The following is a 5321-nucleotide window of genomic DNA, read 5'->3' on the forward strand; positions in this document are numbered from 1 at the left end:
GCGATCCGTTTTTTGGCATTCTTACGGTGCAAAAAGACAGTAAGCTCAATAATATAAAAGAGCTTGGCGGTAGTCGTATTGCTTTTCCAGCCCCTAATGCTTTTGCTGCCTCTTTGCTCATACGCGCAACCTTGGCAAAAAATGGGGTGTCATTTGAACCGGTGTATGTAAAGACGCATAGCAATGTTTACCGATCTGTTATTCGTGGAGATGTGTCAGCAGGTGGGGGGATTCAGGCTACATTGATGGCTGAGTCACCTGAACTAAAGGCTGAATTACGTACCTTGATGGAGACGAAGCGCTATACATCCCACCCTTTTTCGGCAAATGCTCGAGTATCGGAACAGGTTCGCAAGAGCGTGCAAAGTGCTTTGCTAGGAATGGATCAGACGATCGAAGGTAGTGAATTGCTAAAAGGGGCTCAACTTGCAAAAATAATGGCAGTGAGTTACAAGACAAACTATCAACCTTTAGAGGGGTTGCGTTTAGAAAAATTTGTGGTGAGAAGTGCGGACTAAGCCGGGATCCACTTCTGCACACTCTGTCTTTAGCAAATTTATTGCTTGGTTTTCTCTGCTTGGGGTTATGCTGATTTCTGCAATTAGCATCTGGACTTACTACAACACCAATCAACTCATTCAAATTACTCAAGAGCGCAGGGAGATTGCACTTGGTAAAGGTTTAGAGCTTGCCGTTAGTGATTTAATTGTGACGCGTGACTATAGTCATCTTGAGAATGACTTGCGAGAAATCATGGGCAACGAAAATATTGGTTCAGTGACGGTAACTGATTTGAATGGTGCTGTGCTTGCCTACTTGGAGCGCAAGAAGGATGCAGACCCAGTCATCTCTAACTTTTCCATATCCAAAATTGATCTACCAAAGGACTTTACCGGTAAATTCCTGATTGAGAAAACCGATAATTTATCGCGCCTTTGGTACAAGATTGATCCCGGTATCCCGCTTGGGTGGATTCGGATGGAAACATTTGTAAGTATTGATGATGCTCTTCTTAGTAATTTGCGGATGAACATCCTACTATCTTTGCTGATTTTGTTCCTCGGTCTTTTCGGCGTTGCCATCATGCTTTTTTACCGAGCAAAACAAAAGACGCAGGAAGAAGAGCTGCGCCTCATTAATAGCAATGAAGTCCTTCATGATGCTGCCCATTTTGATTTCTTGACTAAGTTGCCAAACCGACTTTCTCTTAATGGTTTAGTCCAGACTGCAATGGCGGTAGCGAGAAAAGATTCCGATTTATTGGCCATTTGTTTTTTAGACTTAGATGGCTTCAAAGCTATCAATGATCGAATGGGGCATTTATCTGGTGATAACCTTCTCATTGCTGTTGCAGGCCGGATGAAGAAGGCGGTTCGTGATAGCGACTCAGTAGTTCGCCTCGGTGGAGATGAATTTGTCCTTCTCCTGGGTGGGATCAAAAATAAAGAGCAGTTGAATATTTTGCTAAAACGTATCCTGGAGTTGCTCTCATCTCCATTCATGATAGATGGTCAGAACGTATCTATTAGCGCCAGTATTGGGGCCACTATATATCCCGATAATAACGAACCCATCATCAATTTATTGGCGCATGCCGATGCTGCCATGTATGAGGCTAAGCTACAGGGAAAGAATGCTTGGTCTCTTTATCAAAAGTGTTGACATTACTGCCGCACCACAGCAAGTCACTTTTAGAAATATATTCGCTCTATAGCTAATAATCGGTTAACCTTGTTGAAATGAAGGCCCATTTCAAAAGAGTTTTGTAAGTCATGGAATTAACCAATCAAGTCATCTATCTGGGATTTGGACTGATTTTTTTTGGTTTGTGTTTTAGCCCTCTCCATGATTTGCAACATCAATTCAGCCTCCAAAGCTCAGTGCACTATTGGGCATTCTCTTTGGTAGCGATGACTTTATCCTGCTTTTTTTTCTTCCTGTTTCCTCTGGTAGGCGGGCTTACACTTACCTTTGGTAATTTGATGCAGGTTGCTGCAGGGGGTGGCCTCGGATTACTTTTTAAATCTCTTAATTCACGGATCAAAAAAAGCTTGTTAATTAGCTTTTGTGTTTCAATTTTGCTATTGGGCGTGGTGGCTGAATTCATACGTGCAAATAGCGCATATGATGTTCGAGTAGAATTGTTAAGTAGCACTTTAATCGCGCTATCACTTTGGCAGCTATATGAACTGGCTATTCAGTATCTAAGATCTAAATCTATTTATATATGGTTTTTAATTCTTGCGATTGCTGCGCAGATAGTTATTTGGTCTTATCGGATTTGGGTAGTTGATCAATATTCCAGTTTTGATGGTCACAATAGTATTTATGATGAACACATACCAGAGTTTGTTGCTAGATTACTGGTGATTATCCTATACGCATTGATTTTTATCGCCATCGGAAATTATCACTATGATTGGCTAATTACTCGAGAACGAGAACGTAGGCAGGATAAGGAAGAGCAAATGCTAACTGCCCTTAAGAGTCTTGCTTCCGCCAGGGATATCAATACTGGAAATCATATTGTGCGAACTCAGAAATATGTGAAAGTCTTAGCTGAGCGCCTGAAAGAAATGGGCTATCGTTCCGATCTATTGGATGAGAAGGCGATTAATGCGATGTATCGCGCTGCGCCTCTGCATGACATTGGTAAGGTAGGTATTCCGGACAATATTTTGCTTAAAGCTGGCCCTCTCACTAGTGAGGAATGGGCGGTCATGCGGACTCATACTTTTATTGGAGAGTCGGTACTAAAAGCATCGGCAGAAAGCTTAAGGGTGAGAGATCGGGTGATTGAGAGCGCAATTCAAATTGCTGGAGGTCACCACGAAAAATGGGACGGCACAGGTTATCCTAGGGGGCTCAGTAGTGAAGATATTCCTTTAGATGCCAGAATTATGGCCTTAGCGGATGCGTACGATGCGCTGGTCACCAGTAGACCTTACAAAACTGGCTGGACTCATGAAGAGGCAGTTGAAGAGATTATTGGTAAAAAGATGACTCATTTTGACCCCACCATCGTGGAAGCATTTGTAATTGAAAAAGACGCCTTTAATGAAATAGCAAGGCGATACCAGGATTAATTAATTGGCGGGGCGCATACAATTAGCAGTGTTCTAGAGTGCTGAATCATTCGCTAATACGATGATGTTTTAATACTTTGTTGAGGTATATTTGTGGTATCTAATTCAGAAGGCATATCGCCATCGCGAGTGTATTTGCCTGCCGGTCAAGACCATCAAAACTTACTTGAATTTTTCAACCATCAGTTTCCGCACATCGATGCAACAGAGTGGGCGGCCCGTTTTAGCGATGGGCTGATCGCGAGTCTTGATGGGGGACCTGTCAAAGCAAGTGATCCTTATCGAACTGGCATTCACCTCATTTATTTTAGGCGTTTAGCGCGCGAGCCCATTATTCCATTTGAAGAGCACATTATTTTTCGGGATGAGCATATCTTGGTGGCAGATAAGCCCCATTTTTTGCCTGTCATACCAAGCGGTCTCTATTTGCATCAAACTCTACTCAATAGATTGAAAAAGAAAACGGGATTGCAGAAATTAAGCCCCATTCATCGAATTGATCGAGATACTGCTGGCTTGGTTATCTTTTCGGTTCAGCCCGATGAACGAGCCCAATACCAAAATCTCTTCAGAGATAAGTTAATCAAAAAAGTATATGAGGCGATCGCGCCCTATTCGGAGGATCTGCAGGCAAGACTTCCTTTAACCTACCGTAGTCGGATAGAAGAGTCTGAACACTTTCTTCAGATGGAGGAGGTGGAGGGAGATGCCAATACGGATACTCTGATAGAGCTGATTGAGGTGATGAAGCCCTGGGCTAGATATCGCTTAATGCCGGGTAGTGGCAAGAAACACCAATTACGCTGCCACCTTAATAGCTTGGGGATTCCGATAAAGCATGATCAGATCTACCCAATGCTGATGCCTTACCAAGAGTATGATTTGGATTTTTCAAAACCGTTACAGCTCTTGGCTAAAGAGATCCACTTTATAGATCCAATAACAATGCAAGAGAGATCATTTCAAAGTCAAAGAGAAATAAACTAACGCCTATATGATTTCTGCTGCCAAGAAACGTCTAGCTGTTGCCCCGATGATGGAGTGGACAGATCGCCACTGCCGTTCTTTTCATCGCGCGCTCACTAAAGATGCAGTGCTTTATACCGAGATGGTGACAGCGGGCGCTTTGATTCATGGGGATGTTCCGCGGCACTTGGATTACTCAGGGGATCAACATCCAGTCGTTTTACAGTTGGGTGGATCTGAACCTTCTTATTTAGCTAAAGCAGCAGAGCTGGCTCAGCAGTGGGCTTATGACGAGGTTGACCTCAATTGCGGCTGCCCTTCAGAGAGAGTCCAGCGTGGCGCATTTGGCGCATGCTTAATGGCTGAGCCGCAATTGGTGGCTGATTGTGTCATGGCCATGAAAGCCGTGGTCGATATTCCGATTTCTGTAAAGCATCGTCTTGGCTTAGATTCGATGGATGCCGCCAGCTCCGAGGCCGATTATCAATTCGCACTGAACTTTATTCTTGCGGTAGCGGATGCTGGTGCGAGTCAAGTCACTATTCACGCACGTAATGCAGTACTCAAGGGCTTGTCTCCCAAAGAGAATCGCAGCAAACCGCCATTGTGCTATGAAGTTGCCGCCAAGCTTCGTTTAGATGCGCAGAAACAATTCCCCAATTTAAAAGTCTTACTAAATGGTGGTTTAGAAACTAATGAGCAAATCGCTAGCCATTGGGATGACTTTGATGGCTTTATGGTTGGGAGGGCGGCTTACCATTTCCCTGCGATGTTATTGGGTTGGGATGATTTAATTAGCTCCGATGGTGAGGTTGCAGGCTATCTATTTAGCGAGACAGAGTGGCATCGAATCCAAATCTCATTGGTCAAGCAAGTTCAGGCTTGGTTTGATGAGTGCCAGGCAAAGAAGAAACCCTTTTATATTGGTGCATTCACAAGACATATTTTAGGCTTAGCCCATGGAAGGGCTGGTTCCCGTTACTGGCGCCAGCGCCTCTCTGATCATCATGCTTTGGCGAAAGTACAAAGCAAGGCAGAAATTGCCGACTTTTTCCTTAATGCCAGTCTGACCCTAGGTGATTGGGCTGCTTTCGATTTTGAGTCGGCTTAATAAGCTATTCAAGCTATTTTTGACAGGTTTTCAGCTCAAAAGCTATAATCTCAGATCTTCAGTGGCGGACGTAGCTCAGTTGGTAGAGTCCCAGATTGTGATTCTGGTTGTCGCGGGTTCGAGCCCCGTCGTTCGCCCCATATTCTATATGGGTTTGC

The 5321-nt window shown here is 44.0% G+C and carries 5 protein-coding genes and 1 tRNA gene; all 6 read left to right on the top strand.

From position 1 onward, the window contains the following. The coding region (locus B7X71_RS11370; protein WP_293600778.1) for a PhnD/SsuA/transferrin family substrate-binding protein at positions 1-518 on the top strand (518 nt) is incomplete at its 5' end. 67 nt (positions 519-585) lie between these two features. Then, entirely contained in the window at positions 586-1662 is a 1077-nt protein-coding gene (locus B7X71_RS11375; protein WP_293598069.1) for a GGDEF domain-containing protein, read from the top strand. Positions 1663-2051: 389 nt separating this feature from the next. Beyond that, a complete protein-coding gene (locus tag B7X71_RS11380; protein ID WP_293600779.1) occupies positions 2052-3086 on the top strand; it encodes an HD domain-containing phosphohydrolase in 1035 nt (344 codons plus the stop codon). Positions 3087-3179: 93 nt separating this feature from the next. After that, a complete protein-coding gene (locus tag B7X71_RS11385) occupies positions 3180-4073 on the top strand; it encodes a pseudouridine synthase (RefSeq protein ID WP_293598067.1) in 894 nt (297 codons plus the stop codon). Between the two features lie 7 nt (positions 4074-4080). Next, positions 4081-5163: a tRNA dihydrouridine(20/20a) synthase DusA gene (gene dusA, locus B7X71_RS11390; protein ID WP_293598066.1), complete on the top strand. Its 1083-nt coding sequence runs from the start codon at positions 4081-4083 to the stop codon at positions 5161-5163. 64 nt (positions 5164-5227) lie between these two features. Continuing rightward, positions 5228-5303, top strand: a tRNA-His gene (locus B7X71_RS11395). Positions 5304-5321: the final 18 nt, after the last annotated feature.

This window comes from Polynucleobacter sp. 39-46-10 (assembly GCF_002282275.1).